The organism is Azohydromonas australica DSM 1124, from assembly GCF_000430725.1.
Taxonomy (GTDB): domain Bacteria; phylum Pseudomonadota; class Gammaproteobacteria; order Burkholderiales; family Burkholderiaceae_C; genus Azohydromonas; species Azohydromonas australica.
Map to the genome: position 1 here is coordinate 5,613 of NZ_KE387206.1, position 19,969 is coordinate 25,581.

Here is a 19,969-nt window from a genome sequence, read left to right on the forward strand (position 1 = left end):
GATGGCCTGCAGGCCCGAGCCGCACAGGCGGTTGACGTTGAAGGCCGGCGTCTCGTTGGGGCAGCCCGCGCTGATGGCCGCGACGCGGCTCAAGTAGGCGTCGCGCGCCTCGGTCGGGATGACGTTGCCCATGGCCAGATGGCCGATGCGCGCGCCTTCCACGCCGCTCTTCTCCAGCGCGGCCTTGACGGCGGTGGTGGCCAGATCCGCCAGCGGCACTTCCTTGAGCGAGCCGCCGAAGGTGCCGATGGCCGTGCGCATGGCCGAGAGAACAAACACTTCCTGAGTCATGTGGGGTGTCTCCGTGTGTGGACTTGTTCACGGTAGGTGTCGCAACCCACACAAACCTGACAAAGCCCAGGGTCTCCGGGCTTGCCCCGAGTCGTCAGATGACGTACTTCAGCGCGGCGGCGGCAGGGGCCGGCCGAGAATGCGGGGCAGCAGCCAGGCCAGGCCGCGGCCGGCGTCGATGTTGCCGCCCACCTGCCAGGGCCGCGGCAGCGGGCGCACGTGCCCGTCGGCGTCCTGGCGCGCCACCACGAAGCCGAACACGTAGTAGGGCTCCTGGCCCATGCGCAGATCCGTGATCAGCAGTTCCTCGCCCGTGCGCGAGAGCTTGTAGAAGCCGTGGCTGAAGTCGCGGATGCGCTGCGCCGCCTCCACCGGGTGCAGCAGCGGCGCCAGCGCCGCGCCGCGGTCGAACTGCTCGAACTCGATGCGCTCGCCCGGGTCGAGCAGCGACCTGAAGCCCTCGTGGTAGCGGCCGTCCTGCACCAGCACCACGCGCCACAGCAGCGTGCTCAGCGGCGCGGGAGTGACCAGCACGCGCTGCGGCGCCAGGCCCTGTGCCCGCGCCGAGGCCAGTGCCAGGCCCTGCACCTGCTGCTGCGCCACGGCGCTCCAGCCCACGTAGGCGACGGCCAGCGCCAGCCCGGTGGCGTTCCAGCGCCGGCTGCGCTCGCTGCGCCGCCACAGCACCGCCACCAGCCCCACCACCAGCGGCAGCGTGACGCCGGGGTCGATGATGAAGAGCGAGCCGAGGGCGTAGGGGTGGTCGCTGAAGGGCTGCAGCAGCTGCGTGCCGTAGACGGTCATCAGGTCCAGCAGCGGGTGCGTCACCAGCGCCAGCCCCGTGGCGAGCCACCAGCGCCGCCAGCCCACGCCGCCGATGAGCCGCGAGGCCACCAGCGCCAGCAGCGGCGCCAGGAGCGTGAGCCAGAACAGCGAGTGGCTGTGGCCGCGGTGCAGAACCATGTTGCTCACGGCGTCGCCGTGGTCGATGAGCACGTCCAGGTCCGGCAGGGTGTTGCAGGCGGCGCCCCAGAGGGCGGCTTTCCAGGGGGCGACTCGGCGCCCGGTCACGGCCACGCCGATGGCGGCGCCGAGTACGACATGGGTAAGGGAGTCCATGCCCCGATGCTGCCAGGACGCGCGCGGGCCCCGGCGCGGGCAGCGCCTGGCGCCGGGCGCCTCAGCCGCCGGCGCCTGCGCCGTGCGGGGCCGGGGCGTCCATGGCGTGCGGCTGCGTGACGCCCAGGCTGCGGCTTTCCACGAACATCGGCTCGCGCTCGCCGGCGGCGGCGCTGACGGCGCGCCCGGGCCCCTGGCGGCGCGCCTCGGCCAGCGCCAGCCGCGCGCGCTCCAGCCCCTGCGCCAGCGCCTCGCCCGCGCGCAGCTCGCCCATGCCGAAGCTCAGGTTCAGCGCGACGGAGGGCTCCAGCCGCGCCAGCGCCTGCACGCGCGTGGCGATGCGCATGGCCGCGGCCATGGCGTTGCGCAGCGAGGTGCCGGGCAGCAGCAGCACGAAGGCCGGGCCGTGGCGGCCGGCGATGTCGTGGCCGCGCAGCGTGGCGTGCACGCCGTGCGCCACCAGGCGCTCGCGGGCGCGCGCGCGGGACGGGTCCGGATCGGCGCGGCCGGCGGGCTGGATCTCGAACAGCAGCACCGCCGAGGTGCGCATCTCCCGCCGCAGCACCCGCCGCGCCAGCACGTCGAAATGCGCGCTGCCCGGGTCCAGCAGCTCGCTGCGGCCCAGCAGGCGCAGCCGCCGGCGCGACTCGCGCAGCGCGTTCTCGGCGCGCTCCTGGGCCAGCAGCGGCGCCACGCCGCTGGCGGCCACGGCCAGCAGCGCGTTGAGCAGCAGCGCGGACGGCGCGGCCCAGGCCTGGCCGCGCAGCGCGAGCCAGGCCGCCAGGGCCTGCAGCAGCGCGCCGCCGCCCAGGGCCAGCGCCGAGATGCGCAGCGCGGCGCTGAGCCGGTGCGCCTGCGCGCGTCCCAGCAGCACGCCGACGCAGGCCTGCAGCGCGGACGACATCAGCGCCGCGTGCGCGTCGCGCTGGGCGTCGTCCTGCAGCTCCAGGCCCAGGGCCCACAGTGCGGCCAGGCCGGCCAGCAGGGCGTCGGCCCCGGCGCTGCCGGGCAGGCGCCAGCGCGCCTCGAAGCGCCGCAGGCCCTGCAGGGCCGCCAGCGGCCACAGCGCCAGCAGCCAGATGCCCAATCCGCCCATCAGAGGAGAGTTGGGGCCGGCGAGCTGCAGCCCCGCGCCGGCGGCGGCCAGCGCTGGCGCCGCGACCCAGCCCCAGTGGCCGCGCGGCACGGTGCGCAGCAGGCCCCAGAGCGCCAGCAGCAGCGCCACGCCGGCGGTCAGCACCAGATCGGCCAGCAGCAGGGTGGGAAGGTCAGGTTGCATCGTCAGCCTTGCACCAGCCGCCCGTATCCCGGGCCCGGCCAGCCTTGGACTGTCCCAGTGCCCGCGTGGTGCGTGCAACCGCGTGCATCGGTGCGCGGGTGCGGCTGACGCATGGATACAGCAGCCTCCGCTGCTGGGGGGGTTGGTTACCATCGCCCCGCTTTCAACACGCAGGGGTTCTCTCCATGGCCATGGACGTCGTCGATTACGAGATCAAGGGCTCGGAAATGCAGTTCGTCGAGATCGAGCTGGATCCGGGCGAAGCCGCGGTGGGCGAGGCCGGCAGCCTGATGTTCATGGACGGCGGCATCGCCATGGACACCGTTTTCGGCGACGGCGCGCGCCAGGGCGGCGGCGGCTTGTTCGGCAAGCTGCTGGGCGCGGGCAAGCGGCTGATCACGGGCGAGTCGCTGTTCACCACGGTCTACACCAACCAGGCGCACGGCAAGCAGCGCGTGGCCTTTGCCGCGCCGTACCCCGGCAAGATCCTGCCGATGGACCTGCGCCAGCTCGGCGGCACGCTGATCTGCCAGAAGGACGCGTTCCTGTGCGCCGCGCGCGGCGTCTCGCTGGGCGTGTACCTGCAGCAGAAGCTCTCGGTGGGCTTCTTCGGCGGCGAGGGTTTCATCATGCAGCGCCTGGATGGTGACGGCCTGGCCTTCGTGCACGCCGGCGGCACCGTGGTGCGGCGCGAGCTGCAGCCCGGGCAGACGCTGCTCATCGACACCGGCTGCGTGGTGGCGATGACGCCCAACGTGAACTTCGAGATCCAGTACGTCGGCAAGATCAAGACGGCGCTGTTCGGCGGCGAGGGCCTGTTCTTCGCGCGCGTCACCGGCCCGGGCACGGTGTGGCTGCAGAGCCTGCCCTTCTCGCGCCTGGCCTCGCGCGTGTTCGCCGCGGCGCCGCAGACCGGCGGCGGCGGGCGCGACGAGGGCTCGATCCTGCCCATGGCCGCCGGCGCAGGCCTGCTGGGCGGCCTGTTCGGCGGCGGCGACAGCGACGACTGACCTTCGCCCAAGCCGGGGCCCGCGCGCGCCGGGTGCGCACGCGCTTGGCGGCAGCGTGACGGAGGTCAAGGTTTGAACATCCCGCCACGGCACCGGGCCAGGGGGGCGTGACTACACTGACGCCCCGCAAAAGGTGGTGATCCATGAAGCTGTTGACGAAGGTGGCGCGCGCCGGCGCCGGTGTGTTTTTCCTGGCGGCCGCGTCGTGGGCCGCGGCGCAGGCGGGCGCCCAGCCGGCGCCGCTGCCACCGGTGTTCGTGCTGAACTCGCAGGACGCCAACGTCAGCGTCCTGGACCGCGCCACCATGCAGCCCAAGGCGCTCATCCCCACCGGCAAGGAGCCGCACCACCTGTACCTGACGCCGGACGAGAAGTCGGTGATCGTGGCCAACGCGCTGGCCGACTCGCTGACCTTCATCGACCCGAAGACGGCACAGGTGCAGCGCACGGTCACCGGCATCTCCGACCCGTACCACCTGCGCTTCTCGCCGGACATGAAGTGGTTCGTGACCGCAGCCAACCGGCTCGACCACATCGACATCTACCGCTGGGACCCGGCCAACCAGGCCCAGCCGCTGCAGCTGGCCAAGCGCGTGTCGGCGGGCAAGACGCCCAGCCACCTGGCCATCGACACCCGCTCCAGCGTGGTCTACGGCTCGCTGCAGGACAGCGACGAGCTCATCGCCATCGACCTGCACACGCAGGCGCCGCGCTGGCGCATCCCGGTGGGCAAGATGCCCGCGGACGTCTACCTCACGCCCGACGACCGCACGCTGCTGGTGGGCCTGACCGGCGACGAGGTGGTCGAGGCCTACGACGTCAGCGGCGCTCAGCCCAAGCTGATCAAGCGCATTCCCACCGGCAAGGGCGCGCACGCCTTCCGCTCGCGTGGCGACGGCAAGCACCTCTTCGTCTCCAACCGCGTGGCCAACACCATCAGCCTGATCGACACGCAGGCGCTGGCGGTGGTGGCGAACTACCCGGCGCCGGGCGGCCCGGACTGCATGGAGCTGCTCTCCGACGGCAAGACGCTGCTGGTGTCCTCGCGCTGGGCGCGCAAGGTCACGGTGATCGACACCGAGAAGAAGCAGGTCGTGCAGCAGGTGGCCGTGGGGCGCTCGCCGCACGGCATCTGGACGCTGGACCATGCCTCGCGCCGCTGAGGCCCTGGCGCTTTCGCTGCTGCTGGCCGGCGGGGCCGCGGCGACAGCCTGCGACAAGCCGGTCTATCTGACGTTCGACACCGGCCACATGGGCGTGGCGCCGCTGGTGGCGCAGGTGCTGCAGCGCCAGCAGGTGAAGGTCACTTTCTTCCTGGCCGACGAGCGCACGCTCGACGGCGGCAGCAGCCTCGACGACCACTGGGCGCCGTGGTGGCGCGCGCGGGCCGCCGAGGGCCATGCTTTCGGCTCGCACACCTGGAGCCACGTGGTGTGGCGCGGCGACGAAGGCGCGCAGTTCCGCGTGCAGCCCACGGCCGGGCCGCGCGCCGGCCAGCGCTACGTGCTGGACGGGGCCGGCTACTGCGAGGAGCTGAGGAAGCCCTCGCAGCGCTTCGAGGCCATGACGGGGCAGAAGATGCTGCCGCTGTTCCGCGCGCCGGGCGGCAAGACCTCGCCGGCGCTGCTGGCCGCGGCGCAGCACTGCGGCTTCACGCACGTGGGCTGGGCGCCGGCCGGCTTCCTGGGCGACGAGCTGCCCAGCGAGCGCTACCCGAACGACAAGCTGCTGGCGCAGGCGCTGCGCGACATCCGCCCCGGCGACATCCTGCTGGCGCACCTGGGCATCTGGTCGCGCAAGGACCCCTGGGCACCGGCGGCGCTGGAGCCGCTGATCGAAGGCCTCAAGCAGCGCGGCTTCTGCTTCGCCACGCTGCGCGAACATCCCCGGTACACGGCCGCGACGGCCGGACGTTGAAGACGCATGCAAGGGTTCGTTGATTTCTTTGGTCAGGCGCAGCAGCTGCTGTTCGAGCAGGTGGTGCAGCCGCTGCTGTTCGAGCTGGGCCTGGCCAGCGTGATGGAGGACGGCTTCGTCGCCACGGGCTGGCTGCTGGTGGGGCTGGTGCAGATCGCGCTGATGCTCACGCTCATGCGCGCGCTGGAGCGCTGGCGCCCGGTGGAGCCGGTGACGGACCGCGCCGCGGTGCGGGTGGACGTGCTCTACACGCTCATCCACCGCCTGGGGCTGTTCCGCGTGGCGCTGTTCTTCACGCTCGATCCGCTGTGGGACTCGCTCATCGGCCGGCTGCGCGTGGCGGGGCTGCCGACCTTCCAGATCGATGCGCTGTGGCCGGGCGTGACCGACGTCGCGCTGGTGAGCTTCGTCCTGTACCTGCTGCTGTTCGATTTCGTGGACTACCTGCTGCACCGCGGCCAGCACCGCTGGCGCTGGTGGTGGGCGCTGCACGGGCTGCACCACAGCCAGCGGCAGATGACGCTGTGGAGCGACAACCGCAACCACCTGCTGGACGCCGTCATCCGCGACAGCGCGCTGGTGGTGGTGGGCCTGCTGGTGGGCATCCCGCCGGGGCAGTTCGTGGCGGTGGTGGCGCTCACGCAGCTGGTGGAGAGCCTGGCGCACGCCAACCTGCGGCTGTCCTACGGCCCGCTGGAGCGCTGGCTGGTGAGCCCGCGCTACCACCGCTGGCACCACCGCACCGGTGACGGCGAGGTCGCGGACGGCCATGGCCGTCCGGGCGGCGACAACTTCTCGGTGCTGTTCCCGGTCTGGGACCGGCTGTTCGGCACCGCGTACTTCGGCGACCGCTACCTGCCCACCGGGCTGCCCGAGGACGGGCGCGACTGGGGGCGGGGCTTCTGGGCCCAGCAGTGGCTGGGGCTCAAGCGGCTGGCCGGGCGTGCTTGAAGCGGCGCGCCGGGCCGGCGCCCTGCCGCGGCGTCGTTCCCTTCTCTTGACGGCCGGGCTTGCCGGCCCTGAAGCGGGAGTGCCATGCGCCCCTTGAAAGACCTTCTGGACGCCTTCTGGCGCGCCAGCGCCTACTGCCTGCACCCGCGGGTGATGCTGCTGACGCTGGCGCCGCTGCTCATCGCCGCGGCGCTGGCGCTGGGCCTGGGCTGGCTGTACTGGGAAAGCGCGGTGGACGGCGTGCGCGAGGTGCTCGACCGCTGGTCGCTCACCGCGGCGATGCTGGGCTGGCTCGACGCCATGGGCGGGCAGAGCCTGCGCTCCGTGATCTCGCCGCTGCTGGTGGTGTCGCTGGCGGTGCCCGTGCTGGTGGTGGTGTCGCTGCTGCTGGTGTCGGTGCTGGCCACGCCGGCGCTCACGGCCATGGTGGCGCAGCGGCGCTTCCCGGCGCTGGAGCGGCGGCACGGGGCGGGCTTCTGGCACAGCGCGGCCTGGTCGGTGGGCTGCTCGCTGCTGGCGCTGCTGGCCCTGGCGCTGTCGGTGCCGCTGTGGCTGGTGCCGCCGCTGGTGCTGGTGCTGCCACCGCTGATCTGGGGCTGGCTGACCTACCAGATGGTGGCTTTCGACGTGCTCTCCGACCACGCCACGCGCGAGGAGCGGCGGCGCATCCTGCGCGAGCAGCGCTGGGCGCTGCTGGCCATGGGCGTGGTCAGCGGCTACCTGGGCGCGGCGCCTTCGCTGCTGTGGGCCTTCGGCGCGGCGGTGCTGATCCTGGCGCCGGTGCTGGTGGTGGCCTCGGTGTGGCTGTACACGCTGGTGTTCGTCTTCTCATCGCTGTGGTTCGCCCACTTCTCGCTGGCGGCGCTGCAGCGGCTGCGCGCGCAGGAGGCGGCCCTGGCCGGCGGCGCGGCGCCGCCGGGCGGCGAGATCATCGAGATGCCGGCGCCTGCGTCCACGCTGCAACTTCCCCGGGAACCTCAGGCATGAACTTCGGATTGATCGTCATCGGCGACGAGATCCTGTCCGGCAAGCGCCAGGACAGGCACCTGGCCAAGGCCATCGAGCTGCTGGCCGCGCGCGGGCTGCGGCTGGCGTGGGCGCGCTACCTGGGCGACGAGCGCGAGCAGATCGCCGCCGCGCTGCGCGAGGCCTTCCGCAGCGGCGACGCGGTGTTCAGCTGCGGCGGCATCGGCGCCACGCCCGACGACCACACGCGCCAGGCGGCGGCCTCGGCGCTGGGCGTGCCGCTGGAGCTGCACGCCGAGGCGCGGGAGCTGATCACGCAGCGCATGCGCGACATGGCGGCGGAGAAGGGCGTCGCCTTCGACCCGGACAGCCCCGACAACCGGCAGCGGCTGCACATGGGCGAGTTCCCGCGCGGCGCGGCCATTGTGCCCAACCCCTACAACCGCATTCCGGGCTTCAGCGTGGGCGAGGTGCACTTCCTGCCGGGCTTCCCGGTGATGGCGCATCCGATGATGGAGTGGCTGCTCGACACCCGCTACGCGGCGCTGCACGGCACGCAGCGCCAGCGCGAGCGCTCCTTCATCGTCATGGGCGCGCTGGAGGCCACGCTTACGCCGCTGATGGAGGCCATCGAGGCGGCGCACGCGCAGGTGCGCGTGTTCAGCCTGCCCAGCGTCGACCACCCGCAGTGGGGCCGCCACGTGGAGCTGGGCGTCAAGGGTCCGGCGGCGGCAGCCGATGCCGCCTTCGAAGACCTGAGCGCGGGGCTGGCCCGGTTGCAGGTACAACTTGGCCCCGAAATGGTGCGTTAGCAGGAATGTCATTTCACCAAATCAGTGCACTCAAATGCACTGATTTGGTGCACGCAAAAGCCTCTTCGTGACCTGTTTCTCCTCGGGCTGCCCCGGGTTGACGCAACGCACTTCGCATATCGATGAAATCGGCATGCTTTCTGCTAGATTTCAGGGCTCTCTCGAAGGCCCGGCACCGCACCGGGCCTTTGTTTGAATCAGCAGGATCAACCGACTTCGCACAGCACCCGCTAGGAGATTTTTGATGGCCAAGACCGTCGCCGACGTGATGAAGATCGTGAAGGAGAACGAAGTCAAATTCGTCGACTTCCGCTTCACCGACACCCGCGGCAAGGAGCAGCACGTTTCGGTGCCCGTCTCCCATTTCGATGAAGACAAGTTCCAGTCGGGCCACGCCTTCGACGGCTCGTCCATCGCTGGCTGGAAGGGCATCGAAGCCTCCGACATGCTGCTGATGCCGGATCCGAACACGGCCAACATCGACCCGTTCTTCGAAGAGCCGACGCTGATCCTGACCTGCGACGTCATCGATCCGGCCGACGGCAAGCCCTACGAGCGCGATCCGCGCTCGCTGGCCAAGCGTGCCGAGGCCTACATGCGCGCTTCCGGCCTGGGCGACACCGCCTTCTTCGGTCCGGAGCCCGAGTTCTTCGTGTTCGACAGCGTGCGCTGGAACATCGACATGTCCGGCTGCTTCTCGAAGATCGAGAGCGAGGAAGCCGCCTGGAACACCGGCAAGGAATACGAGCACGGCAACTCCGGCTTCCGTCCCTCCGTCAAGGGCGGTTACTTCCCGGTGCCCCCGGTCGACTCGGGCCAGGACCTGCGCTCGGAAATGTGCCTGCTGCTGGAGCAGCTGGGCATTCCGGTGGAAGTGCACCACCACGAAGTGGCCACCGCCGGCCAGATGGAAATCGGCACCAAGTTCAGCACGCTGATCGAGCGCGCCGACTGGGTGCAGTTGCAGAAGTACGTGATCCACAACGTCGCGGCCGCCTACGGCAAGACCGCCACGTTCATGCCCAAGCCCATCGTCGGCGACAACGGCAGCGGCATGCACGTGCACCAGTCGGTGTGGAAGGACGGCAAGAACCTGTTCGCCGGTGACGGCTACGCGGGCCTGTCGGACTTCGCCCTGTACTACATCGGCGGCATCATCAAGCACGCCCGTGCCCTGAACGCGATCACCAACCCCGGCACCAACAGCTACAAGCGCCTGGTGCCCGGCTTCGAAGCCCCGGTGAAGCTGGCCTACTCGGCCAAGAACCGCTCGGCCTCGATCCGCATCCCGTACGTGGCCAACCCGAAGGGCCGTCGCGTGGAAGCCCGCTTCCCGGATCCCCTGATGAACCCGTACCTGGGCTTCGCCGCGCTGCTGATGGCCGGCCTGGACGGCGTGGAGAACAAGATCCACCCGGGCGAGGCTGCCACCAAGGACCTGTACCACCTGCCGCCGGAAGAGGACGCGAAGATCCCGACCGTCTGCCACAGCCTGGACCAGGCCCTGGAAGCGCTGGACAAGGACCGCGCCTTCCTGACCAAGGGCGGCGTGTTCACGGACTCGTACATCGACGCCTACATCGACCTGAAGATGCAGGAAGTCACGCGTTTCCGCATGGCCACGCACCCGGTCGAGTTCGACATGTACTACGCCCTGTGATCCCGCAAGGGCTCTAGAGCAGCAAGGGACGGCCCGCGGGCCGTCCCTTTTTCGTTTCAGGCCAGGCAGGCCGCGCCAACGCGCTTTGACACAATCCGCGGGACCAGACAACGACCCCCAAGCGCATGAAGTACATCAGCTCCCGGGCGCTCGCGACGCTGCTGCTGGCCGGCGCGGCGGCGCAGGTGCAGGCGCAGGACGGCGCGGTCTACCAGTGCGCCCGGCCCGGCCAGCCCCAGCTCTTCACCGACGCCGCGGGCGCGCGGCAGTCGCGCGAACGGGGCTTCGACTGCCAGCCCATGCTGGCCATGCCGGTGACGGTGCCCCAGGGTCCGCGCTCGCGCGGCGCCGGCGCGCCGGCGCCCGCGGCCCCGGCCGAGCCGGCATCCGCTGCCGTGGCGTCGTCGGCGCCGCGCGGCGCCGAGCGGGGCGGCGATGCGCAGCAGCGCGCGCGCGACAGCGATGCGCGCGCCATCCTGCAGACCGAGCTGCAGCGCGAGCAGTCGCGGCTGCAGCAGCTGCTGGCCGAGTACAACGACGGCCGCCCCGAACGCCGGGGCGATGAACGCAACTACCAGCGCTACCTCGACCGCGTGGCGGCGCTCAAGGCCTCCATCGAGCGCAGCAGCGCCGACATCGCCGCGCTGCAGCGCGAGCTCGCCAGACTCACCCGCCCATGAAGCTCCTTCGCCCGTCGACGCCCAACTACGACAACTTCGACCTCCTCGCCACGCTGGTGGCGGTGGTCTCGCCGCAGGGCCAGTGCCTGTTCGTCAACTCGGCCTTCGAGGACCAGATCGGCCTGTCGCGGCGCAGCCTGGTGGGCGGCAACCTGCCGCAGTGGTTCGTGCTGCCGCGCCAGCTGCAGGAGACGCTGGCCGCGGTGGCGCGCAACGACTACTCCAGCGGCCGCTTCGACGCGCAGCTGCGGCGGCTGCCGGGCGCGCAGCCCGAGGCGCTGCCGGTGCACGTGATCGTCAACCAGACCGACAGCCCCGACCGCGTGATCGTGGAGATGATCGAGATCGAGCAGCAGACGCGCCAGGACCGCGAGGAGCGCGCGCTGGACCAGGCGCAGGCCAACAAGGAGCTCATTCGCAACCTCGCGCACGAGATCAAGAACCCGCTGGGCGGCATCCGTGGCGCGGCGCAGCTGCTGCAGATGGAGCTGCAGTCCCGGGAGCTGACCGAGTACACGCAGGTGATCGTGCAGGAGGCCGACCGGCTGCAGGCGCTGGTGGACCGGCTGCTGGCGCCGCACCGCAAGCCGCACGTGGTGGGCGACGTCAACATCCACGAGGTGTGCGAGCGGGTGAGGGCGCTGATCCTGGCCGAGTTCCCGCGCGGGCTGTCGGTGCAGCGCGACTACGACACCTCGCTGCCCGAGTTCCGCGGCGACCGCGAGCAGCTCATCCAGGCCGTGCTCAACATCGCGCACAACGCGGCGCAGGCGCTCACGCAGCGCATCGCCGACGGCGACGCCCGCATCGTGCTGCGCACGCGCGTGACGCGGCAGGTCACGATCGGCAAGACGCGCTACAGACTGGCATTGGAATTGCATATCGAGGACAACGGCCCGGGCGTCCCCGAGTCGATCCGCGATCGCATCTTCTACCCGCTGGTGTCGGGGCGCGAGGGCGGGTCGGGCTTGGGGCTGACGCTGGCGCAGACCTTCGTGCAACAGCACCAGGGGACCATCGAATGCGACAGCACGCCGGGCCAGACCGTTTTCAAAATCCTGATTCCATTGCCCTGACAGAGGTAAGCGCCCAAGCATGAAACCGATCTGGGTCGTAGACGACGATCAATCCATCCGCTTCGTGCTCGAAAAGGCGCTGGCGCGCGAGCAATTCCAGGTGCGCAGCTTCGGCAGCCCGCGCGACGTGCTCACGGCGCTGGACGACGACGAGCCGCAGGTCCTGGTGAGCGACATCCGCATGCCCGGCGGCTCCGGTCTGGACCTGCTGGCCAAGGTCAAGCAGCGCCTGCCCGGGCTGCCGGTGATCGTGATGACCGCCTATTCCGACCTGGACAGCGCCGTCTCGGCGTTCCAGGGCGGCGCCTTCGAGTACCTGCCCAAGCCCTTCGACGTGACCAAGGCGGTGGAGCTCATCCGCCGCGCGGTGGAGGAGAGCCTGCGCGAGCAGGTGCAGGGCGAGCGCATGGCGCAGATGCCCGAGATGCTGGGCCAGGCGCCGGCGATGCAGGACGTGTTCCGTGCCATCGGCCGCCTGTCGCAGAGCAACGTCACGGTGCTCATCACCGGCGAGAGCGGCTCGGGCAAGGAGCTCGTGGCCCGCGCCCTACACAAGCACAGCCCGCGCGGCAACGGGCCCTTCGTGGCCATCAACACCGCGGCCATTCCGAAGGACCTGCTGGAGTCCGAGCTCTTCGGCCACGAGCGTGGCGCCTTCACCGGCGCGCAGAGCATGCGCCGCGGCCGCTTCGAGCAGGCCGACGGCGGCACGCTGTTCCTCGACGAGATCGGCGACATGCCGTTCGACCTGCAGACGCGACTGCTGCGCGTGCTCTCGGACGGGCAGTTCTACCGCGTGGGCGGCCACCAGCCGCTCAAGAGCAACGTGCGCGTGATCGCCGCCACGCACCAGAACCTGGAGCAGCGCGTCAGGGAAGGGGCCTTCCGCGAGGACTTGTTCCACCGCCTCAACGTCATCCGGCTGCGCCTGCCGCCGCTGCGCGAGCGGCGCGAGGACGTGCCGGCGCTGGCGCGCTTCTTCCTGTCCAAGAGCGCGCGCGAGCTCGGCGTGGAGCCCAAGCGCATCACCGACGCGGCGCTGCAGCGCCTGGCGGCCTTCGATTTCCCCGGCAACGTGCGGCAGCTGGAGAACATCTGCCACTGGCTCACCGTGATGGCACCGGCCCAGGTGATCGAGCCCAAGGACCTGCCGCCGGAGCTCATGGGTGGCGGTGCCCCGGGCTACGACGCGCCCGCGCCCGCCGCGGCCCCGGCCGCCGGCCTGGCGCAGCCCGAGGCGCCGTCGCTGCCCGCGGCCGAAGCGGCCCCGGCCACCCTCGCCACGGCTGCGCCGCTGGACGCCGACTGGCTGCGCGACCTGGAGCGCCAGGCGCGGGGCATGCTCGAAGCCGGATCGCCCGAGGTCTGGGACACGCTCACACGGCAGTTCGAAGGCCGGCTCATCCACACCGCGCTGGAGCTCACGCGCGGGCGGCGCATCGAGGCCGCGCACAAGCTGGGCATCGGGCGCAACACCATCACCCGCAAGATCCAGGACCTGGGCCTGGACGACTGACGCCCCGCGTCGTCCACCACCCGCCGCCCGCGCCCCTGCGCGCGGGCGCCCGGCGCCGCCGCCGCAGTGGCGCATCGCACGCTCGGCGGCTCGCCTCGCTCCCACCCGCCGTGCGGCGCACCAACCGCACCCACGATCCCCGCCCAGCCCCCAGGGCGGTCCGGCTGCGGCCAAGCGCCGGGCCTGGGCCCGTGTCCGCCGCGAATCGCCGCTGCGGACGGCGCCTGCGTGCGAAAGCCGCAACCTTTCAAACGTCTGTCACGAGTTTGGGGGGCTGTGGCCGTCAGAATCCAGGTTTGTGAAATTGCATAATCTGTATCTACCTGTTTCGTCTTCTGGAGAGACCGCGTAGCGCCCTGCTACAACTGCGGCCCGCCTGAAGGACGGGGTTTCCACCAGTGGTGTGAACAAGTTCTTGGAAGCCGTCTGGGAGAGGCCTGACGGGCCTCAAGGGGGAACCGGTTCTGACGATGCATGCGCCTGTGCTGTCTGAAGCCATGAAGGGCCGGATCGATTTCGTCCTGTGGGACGGCAAGGGGGGATGGTGATCAGCGTTTACAAGCACCACGTGCACCAGCGGGTGTTGTTCCAGGTCGGTTTTGACTTTGCTGTGCTCGCGGCGGTCGTGGTCCTGTTCGGTCTTTCTCAAGGCGAGGCCGTATCTACGCTGATGCCCAGCGTGGCGGCGCAGGGGCTGTCGCTGGCAGCGTTCCTGTGCGTCATCACCACGGCCTCGGGCTTCTACGAGCCGGCGCACAAGCGCTCGCTGGCCCAGTCCTGCATTCGCGCCGTGGTGTGCGTTCTGCTGGTGTTGCCGCTGGCCTTCCTGGTGGGCTACCTGATGCCCGTAAGCGTGCTGCCGGCCGGCGCGCTGCCGATGGCTGCCTTCCTGGGCACGGCGGTGGTGGTGGGCCACCGGGTCTGGGCCACGCATGCCGTGCTGCCGGCCCGGCTGCGGCCGCGCGTGCTCATCCTGGGTGCGGGCGAGCGCGCGGCCATGGTGGGCAAGCTGGTGCTCGAGGCCGACAACGGCGCCGAGCTGGTGGGCTTCTACCCCACCGCCAACGAGCACGTGCATGCGCCGGTGGTGCCCGCGCAGCAGCTGCTCTCCAGCCAGGAGCCGCTGGGACAGCTCACGCAGCGCCTGAAGGTGCGCGAGCTCATTGTGGCCCCGGACGAGCGGCGCGGCGCCGGCATTCCGATGGACCAGCTGCTGGCCTGCCGCACGCAGGGCGTGCGCGTGCTGGATCTTGCCGGCTACTTCGAGCGCACGGCGGGGCAGCTGCGCGTGGACTGCATCGAGCCGGCGCTGCTGGTGTTCGGCAGCGGCTTCGACCAGGGCATGCTGCGCCGGGGCGTCAAGCGGCTGTGCGATCTGGCCTCCGCCGGGCTGCTGCTGCTGGCGTCGGCGCCGGTGATGCTGGTCACGACGCTGCTGATCAAGCTGGAGAGCCCGGGCCCGGTGCTCTACCGGCAGCAGCGCGTGGGGCTCAACGGACGCCATTTCGACGTCATCAAGTTCCGCAGCATGCGCACCGATGCCGAGAAGGACGGGCGCCCGCGCTGGGCCACGTCCAACGACGACCGCGTCACGCGCGTGGGACGCGTCATCCGGCGGCTGCGCATCGACGAGCTGCCGCAGATCTTCAACGTGCTGCTGGGTGACATGAGCATCATCGGGCCCCGTCCCGAGCGGCCGTTCTTCGTCGAGCAGCTCACGCGCGAGCTGCCCTACTACGCGCTGCGCCACAGCATCAAGCCGGGCGTCACGGGCTGGGCGCAGGTGCGCTATCCCTACGGCGCGACGGTGGAGGACTCGCTGCAGAAGCTGCAGTACGACCTCTACTACATCAAGAACCACAACCTGATGCTGGATCTGCTGGTGCTGGCCGAGACCGTGGGCGTGGTGCTCACGGGCAAGGGCGCTCGCTAAGCGCCCGGCGCATTCCCGCCATGCGCGCCGCGTTCGCCAGGACGGCACCGCCGTGGCCTTGAGCTTCGGACAGGCCGCGATCGGGAGCTACGCACTGGCCGCCGTCGCGCATCTGTGGCTGGGTGCGGGACTGGAGCGGGCGGCGGCCGCGGCCGAGCGCGGCACGCCGGTGGCGCGCGCACTGCGCGCCGCGCTGCTGTGCACGGCGGCCTGGGCCGGCGTGGCGCTGGTGACACAGCTGCGCCCGCAACCGGGCTGGATCGGCGCGGCCCTGGTGCTGGACGCGGCGCGCTACGGCGCGTGGTTCACGCTGCTGGTGCTGATGGTGCAGCCGCGGCGCTGGCTGCGCGAGCTCGCGCGCGTGCTGGTGCTGCTGGCGGCGCTGCTGCCGCTGCTGGCGCTGGCCGGGCAGCCGCTGCCGAACCTGGCTTCCGGCGTGGCCCTGGGGCTGCCGGTGCTGGGGCTGCTGCTGCTGGAGCAGCTCTACCGCAACGCGCCCGAGGACCTGCTGTGGGCGGCCAAGCCGATGTGCATCGGCCTGGGCTGCGTGTTCGCGTTCGACCTGTACCTGCACTCCCACGGCGTGCTGTTCGGCCAGTCCGAGCCGCACACGCTGGTGGTGCGCGCGGCGGTGCACTCGCTGGCGGTACCCGCGCTGATGGTGGCGCTGCGCCGCCATGCGCTGCGCTCGCGCCCGCTGCAGCTGTCGCACCAGATGGCGTTTCACACGCTGACGCTGCTGCTGGTGGGCAGCTACCTGCTGATCATCTCCGGCGCCGGCTACTACGTGCGCGAGTTCGGCGGCGACTGGGGCCAGGCGCTGCAGGTGGGCTTCGGCGTGGCGGCGCTGGCGGCGCTGGCGCTGGCGCTGAGCTCGGGCGCGGTGCGGGCGCACCTGCGCGTGTTCGTGGGCAAGCATTTCTTCCGCTACCACTACGACTACCGCACCGAGTGGCTGCGCTTCACGGTGGCGCTGTCAGGTAACTCCGACGACGGCGAGTTCGGCAGCCAGGTGGTGCGCGCGCTGGCCAACATGGTGGAGAGCCCGGGCGGCACGCTGTGGACCGCAGCGGCCGACGGCACGCACTTCGTCGCGGCCGCGCACTGGAACAGCCCGCGCGTGTCGGCGCGCGAGGCGGCCGATTCCGCCTTCGTCAACTTCATGCGCGAGCGCGACTGGCTGGTGAACGTGCAGGAGCTGCGCGAGAGCCCGGAGCGCTACGACGGCCTGGCGATGCCGGCATGGCTGGCTTCAGATGCCACGGCCTGGGCGGTGGTGCCGCTGCCGGTGGCGCACGAGCTCATCGGCTTCGTGGTGCTGGCGCATCCGCGCACGCCGCTGCCGTTGAACTGGGAGGTGCGCGACCTGCTCAAGACCGGCGGACGCCAGGCCGGCATCTTCCTGGCGCGCATGCGCGCGGCCGAGGCGCTGCTGGAGGCGCGCAAGTTCGAGGCCTTCAACCGCATGTCGGCCTTCGTGGTGCACGACCTCAAGAACATCGTGACGCAGCTGTCGCTGATGATGAAGAACGCCAAGCGGCTGCAGCACAACCCGGAGTTCCAGCAGGACATGCTGGCCACGGTGGACAACGCGCTGGAGAAGATGCGCCAGCTCATGCTGCAGCTGCGCGAGGGCGAGGCCCCGGCCAGCGGGCGCCACGGCGTGGACCTGGCCGCGCTGGCGCAGCGGCTGCAGCACGGCGCGCAATCGCGCGGTCGCACGCTGGACGTGGAGGTGCTGCAGCCGGTGAAGGCGCGCGGCCACGAGCAGCGGCTGGAGCGCGTGGTGGGCCACGTGGTGCAGAACGCCCTGGACGCCACGCCCGCGGACAAGCGCGTGTGGCTGCGCGTGGAGCGCGCCGTGGGGCAGGCGTGCGTCACCGTCGGCGACGACGGCTGCGGCATGTCGGCGGACTTCATCGCCAATCGTCTCTTCAAGCCCTTCAACACGACCAAGTCCGGCGGTATGGGCATCGGGGCCTACGAGAGTGCGCAATATCTCCGGGAGCTCGGCGGCAGCATCTCGGTGCACAGCGAGCCCGGGCGCGGCACGGTGGTCACAATGCAGATCCCCCTGTTCGAAACCGAGCGTCCCGCCGACGCGTTCATGGCTGGTGCCGCATGACGACATCCAATCCCCCGCTGCTCATCGTCGAGGACGATGTAGCGCTGCAAAAGCAGATCAAGTGGTCGCTGGACGGCTATGCCAGCGTTGAGGCGGGCGACCGCGAGAGCGCGCTGCGCCAGTGCCGCCGCCACCGCCCAGCGGTAGTGACGATGGACCTGGGCCTGCCGCCGGACCCGGACTCGGTGTCCGAGGGCTTCAGGCTGCTGGACCAGCTGCTGGAGATCGACCCGCTGGTCAAGGTCATCGTCATCACCGGGCAGAACGGCCGCTCCAATGCGCTGCGCGCCATCGAGCTCGGCGCCTACGACTTCCTGGAGAAGCCCTTCGACCCGGACGTGCTGGGGCTGATCGTGGAGCGCGCCTACCGCCTCTACGCGCTGCAGGCGGAGAACGCGCGGCTGCGCGCGCTCAGCCAGAGCGACGCCACGCACGGCGTGCTCACGCGCGACGAGGGGCTGCTGCGCATCTGCCGCACCATCGAGCGCGTGGCCCCCAGCAACGCCTCGGTGATGCTGCTGGGCGAGAGCGGCACCGGCAAGGAGGTGCTGGCGCAGGCGCTGCACGAGGCGTCCAAGCGCAGCGGCCGCTTCGTGGCCATCAACTGCGCGGCCATTCCCGATACGCTGCTGGAGAGCGAGCTCTTCGGCTTCGAGCGCGGCGCCTTCACCGGCGCCACCAAGACCACCGTGGGCCGCATCGAGACCGCCCATGGCGGCACGCTGATGCTCGACGAGATCGGCGACCTGCCGCTCCCGCTGCAGGCCAAGCTGCTGCGCTTCCTGCAGGAGCGCACCATCGAGCGCCTGGGCGGGCGCCAGGAGATTCCCATCGACACGCGCATCGTCTGCGCGACGCACCAGGACCTGCAGGCGCTTATCGGCGAGGGCCGCTTCCGCGAGGACCTGTACTACCGGCTCTCGGAGATCGTGGTGCAGATCCCGCCGCTGCGCCAGCGCCGCGGCGACGCGGTGCTGCTGGCGCATGCCTTCCTGCGCCGCTTCGCCGAGGAGCAGCGCCGCACGCTGCGCTTCACGGACGAGGCGCTGAGCGCCATCGAGGCCCATGCCTGGCCGGGCAACGTGCGCGAGCTCATCAACGTGGTGCGCCGCGCCTCGATCATGGCCGACGGCCAGGTGGTTACGGCGGAGGACCTGGGCCTGCCCGGCGCCGGGGAGCCCGAGGTGCTGGACCTGCGCACCGTGCGCGACCGCGCCGAGCGCGCCGCGGCGGTGACGGCGCTGGCGCGCTGCGACGGCAACCTGGCCCGGGCGGCGGAGCTGCTGGGCGTGAGCCGTCCCACGCTGTACGACCTGATCAACCGCCTGGGCATCAAGGTCGGGCGCTGAGGGAGCGGGCCGGCCGCGCGTGGCCGGCGCGCGGGCTCAGACGCCGTAGTGGGCGCGGTACCAGGCGACGAAGCGCGCCACGCCTTCGCGGATGCCCGTGCGCGGCGCGAAGTCCACCCAGGCCTTGAGCGCGTCCACGTCGGCGTAGGTGGCCGGCACGTCGCCGTTCTGCATCGGCAGCATGCGCTTGTCGGCTTGGCGCCCCAGGGCCTGCTCGATGCACTCGATGAACTCCATCAGCGACACGGGCTCGTTGTTGCCGATGTTGACGACGCGGTAGGGCGCGTGGCTGCGGCCGGGATCGGGCGCGTGCGGATCGAAGCCCTCGTCGGGCGTGGCGGCGCGGTCCAGCACCCGGATCACGCCCTCGACGATGTCGTCCACGTAGGTGAAATCGCGCCGCATCCGGCCCTGGTTGAACACGTCGATGGGGCGGTTCTCCAGGATGGCCTTGGTGAAGAGGATGGGCGCCATGTCGGGCCGGCCCCAGGGGCCGTACACCGTGAAGAAGCGCAGCCCGGTGGTCGGCAGCTTGTAGAGGTGGCTGTAGGTGTGGGCCATGAGCTCGTTGGCCTTCTTGGTCGCCGCGTACAAGCTCACCGGATGGTCCACGCCGTCGGACTCGGAGAAGGGCATCTTCACGTTGCCGCCGTAGACGCTTGAGCTGGAGGCGTAGACCAGGTGCTGCACCTGCGTGTGGCGGCAGCCTTCGAGCACGTTGACGAAGCCCACGAGGTTGCTGTCGACGTAGGCGTTGGGGTTGAGCAGCGAGTAGCGCACGCCGGCCTGCGCCGCCAGGTGCACCACGCGGTCGAAGCGCTCGGCCTTGAACAGCGTTTCCATGCCGGCGCGGTCGGCAATGTCGAGCTTGAGGAAGCGAAAGCCCGCGTGCGGCTGGAGCTGCTGCAGCCGGGCCAGCTTCAGGTTGACGTCGTAGTAATCGTTGAGGTTGTCCACGCCCACGACCTCGTCGCCACGCTCCAGCAGCCGCAGCACCGTGGCCATGCCAATGAAGCCGGCAGCGCCGGTGACCAGTACCTTCATACTTTCCCCAGGAATTCGAACGGAATGCTTGCCCGCGGCCGTCAACGGTCCCTGCGCAAGCGCGGTGTTATTTGAGCTGAGTCAACGTCCGGCCGGACTCGGCGCCGCATGCGGCGCGCGCCACACCCGCGGCGGCTTCGTGCCGCATTGCACGCCAGCGCCGCTCCAGCGGCCATGGCCCTCACACAGACCGGCGCCAGGGCTTTAGGCTGCGCAGGACTTGCACGTTTTGCTAGTGCAT

General features: G+C 70.9%; 17 protein-coding genes. 13 read left to right on the forward strand and 4 right to left on the reverse strand.

Annotated features, from left to right (window positions below; translation table 11 throughout):
* The 3 genes from H537_RS51550 to H537_RS0125890 all read right to left on the reverse strand — a co-directional run.
* Positions 1 to 291: thiolase family protein (locus tag H537_RS51550; RefSeq protein WP_502527949.1), on the reverse strand; the 291-nt coding region annotated here is incomplete at its 3' end.
* Positions 292 to 399: 108 nt separating this feature from the next.
* Entirely contained in the window at positions 400 to 1,410 is a 1,011-nt protein-coding gene (locus H537_RS0125885; protein ID WP_029000170.1) for a metal-dependent hydrolase, read from the reverse strand.
* Between the two features lie 61 nt (positions 1,411 to 1,471).
* Positions 1,472 to 2,689 carry a diguanylate cyclase domain-containing protein gene (locus H537_RS0125890; protein ID WP_029000171.1) on the reverse strand — a complete coding sequence of 406 codons (1,218 nt, stop codon included), beginning with the start codon at positions 2,687 to 2,689 and terminating at the stop codon, positions 1,472 to 1,474.
* Between the two features lie 185 nt (positions 2,690 to 2,874).
* Between H537_RS0125890 and H537_RS0125895 the strand changes: the two genes are divergently transcribed.
* The 13 genes from H537_RS0125895 to prsR all read left to right on the forward strand — a co-directional run bounded on the left by H537_RS0125895 (position 2,875) and on the right by prsR (position 18,684).
* Positions 2,875 to 3,699 (forward strand): TIGR00266 family protein, encoded by an 825-nt coding sequence (locus H537_RS0125895; RefSeq protein WP_029000172.1) that lies wholly within the window; start codon positions 2,875 to 2,877, stop codon positions 3,697 to 3,699.
* 143 nt (positions 3,700 to 3,842) lie between these two features.
* Complete coding sequence (locus tag H537_RS0125900; protein ID WP_029000173.1) at positions 3,843 to 4,862, forward strand: YncE family protein; 1,020 nt, start codon at positions 3,843 to 3,845, stop codon at positions 4,860 to 4,862.
* Positions 4,846 to 5,616, forward strand: coding sequence for a polysaccharide deacetylase family protein (locus tag H537_RS0125905; RefSeq protein WP_029000174.1), 771 nt, complete (start codon positions 4,846 to 4,848; stop codon positions 5,614 to 5,616). The genes H537_RS0125900 and H537_RS0125905 overlap by 17 nt, the downstream gene beginning before the upstream one ends.
* Before the next feature lie 6 nt (positions 5,617 to 5,622).
* Complete coding sequence (locus H537_RS0125910; RefSeq protein ID WP_029000175.1) at positions 5,623 to 6,567, forward strand: sterol desaturase family protein; 945 nt, start codon at positions 5,623 to 5,625, stop codon at positions 6,565 to 6,567.
* 93 nt (positions 6,568 to 6,660) lie between these two features.
* Positions 6,661 to 7,554 (forward strand): EI24 domain-containing protein, encoded by an 894-nt coding sequence (locus tag H537_RS0125915; RefSeq protein ID WP_029000176.1) that lies wholly within the window; start codon positions 6,661 to 6,663, stop codon positions 7,552 to 7,554.
* Positions 7,551 to 8,345 carry a competence/damage-inducible protein A gene (locus tag H537_RS0125920; protein WP_029000177.1) on the forward strand — a complete coding sequence of 265 codons (795 nt, stop codon included), beginning with the start codon at positions 7,551 to 7,553 and terminating at the stop codon, positions 8,343 to 8,345. The genes H537_RS0125915 and H537_RS0125920 overlap by 4 nt, the downstream gene beginning before the upstream one ends.
* A gap of 244 nt (positions 8,346 to 8,589) precedes the next feature.
* On the forward strand, positions 8,590 to 10,005 hold the full coding sequence (gene glnA, locus H537_RS0125925; protein ID WP_029000178.1) for a type I glutamate--ammonia ligase: 1,416 nt from the start codon (positions 8,590 to 8,592) through the stop codon (positions 10,003 to 10,005).
* A 125-nt stretch (positions 10,006 to 10,130) separates the two neighbouring features.
* The gene (locus H537_RS0125930; protein WP_029000179.1) at positions 10,131 to 10,685 is read left to right on the forward strand and encodes a hypothetical protein; all 555 of its coding nucleotides are present in this window, start codon (positions 10,131 to 10,133) and stop codon (positions 10,683 to 10,685) included.
* On the forward strand, positions 10,682 to 11,761 hold the full coding sequence (glnL, locus tag H537_RS0125935) for a nitrogen regulation protein NR(II) (RefSeq protein WP_029000180.1): 1,080 nt from the start codon (positions 10,682 to 10,684) through the stop codon (positions 11,759 to 11,761). Before H537_RS0125930 ends, glnL begins: the two co-directional genes overlap by 4 nt.
* A 19-nt stretch (positions 11,762 to 11,780) precedes the next feature.
* Entirely contained in the window at positions 11,781 to 13,277 is a 1,497-nt protein-coding gene (ntrC, locus tag H537_RS0125940) for a nitrogen regulation protein NR(I) (RefSeq protein ID WP_029000181.1), read from the forward strand.
* 541 nt (positions 13,278 to 13,818) lie between these two features.
* Positions 13,819 to 15,210: a TIGR03013 family XrtA/PEP-CTERM system glycosyltransferase gene (locus H537_RS0125945; protein ID WP_156901942.1), complete on the forward strand. Its 1,392-nt coding sequence runs from the start codon at positions 13,819 to 13,821 to the stop codon at positions 15,208 to 15,210.
* Positions 15,211 to 15,262: 52 nt separating this feature from the next.
* A complete protein-coding gene (prsK, locus tag H537_RS0125950; RefSeq protein WP_029000183.1) occupies positions 15,263 to 17,335 on the forward strand; it encodes an XrtA/PEP-CTERM system histidine kinase PrsK in 2,073 nt (690 codons plus the stop codon).
* Positions 17,332 to 18,684 (forward strand): PEP-CTERM-box response regulator transcription factor, encoded by a 1,353-nt coding sequence (gene prsR / locus H537_RS0125955; protein WP_029000184.1) that lies wholly within the window; start codon positions 17,332 to 17,334, stop codon positions 18,682 to 18,684. Before prsK ends, prsR begins: the two co-directional genes overlap by 4 nt.
* 36 nt (positions 18,685 to 18,720) lie before the next feature.
* On the opposite strand, the gene H537_RS0125960 is transcribed toward prsR, so the two are convergent.
* Entirely contained in the window at positions 18,721 to 19,728 is a 1,008-nt protein-coding gene (locus H537_RS0125960) for an NAD-dependent epimerase (RefSeq protein ID WP_029000185.1), read from the reverse strand.
* Positions 19,729 to 19,969 lie beyond the last annotated feature (241 nt).